Source organism: Bradyrhizobium sp. Crot121, assembly GCF_059512385.1.
Window position 1 is genome coordinate 1 of the sequence record NZ_JCAMOR010000368.1, and the last position, 456, is coordinate 456.

The following is a 456-nucleotide window of genomic DNA, read 5'->3' on the forward strand; positions in this document are numbered from 1 at the left end:
CGCAGGGTTATCTGAAGTTGCCCAATGGCCGCGCCTTGACTGGTCAGAGCCACGATTACAAGCGGCATGGCACCACAACGCTGTTTGCGGCGCTCGAAGTCGCCACCGGAAAGATCATCGCAACGCACTCAAAACGACGTCGCCGCGTCGAGTTTCTCGATTTCATGAACAGCGTCACCGCGGCTTTTCCAAACCGGAAGCTTCACGTCATCCTCGACAACCTCAACACCCACAAGAAGAACGAGCGTTGGCTCAATGCCCACCCCAACGTGGAATTTCATTTCACGCCGACAAGTGCGTCCTGGCTCAATCAGGTCGAGGTATGGTTTTCGATCTTGCAGGGGCAGTCGCTCAGCGGCACTTCCTTCACAAGCCTCAAGCAGCTTCAGGACCACATCGATGCCTACGTCAACGCTTACAACGACAAAGCCGAGCCCTTCGTCTGGACCAAGAAAA

The 456-nt window shown here is 55.5% G+C and carries 1 protein-coding gene; it reads left to right on the forward strand.

Going from position 1 to position 456, the window contains the following annotated elements:
- Positions 1-456 (forward strand): IS630 family transposase (locus tag AC5ZGW_RS47010; protein WP_496114255.1); only part of this gene is annotated, 456 nt, incomplete at both ends.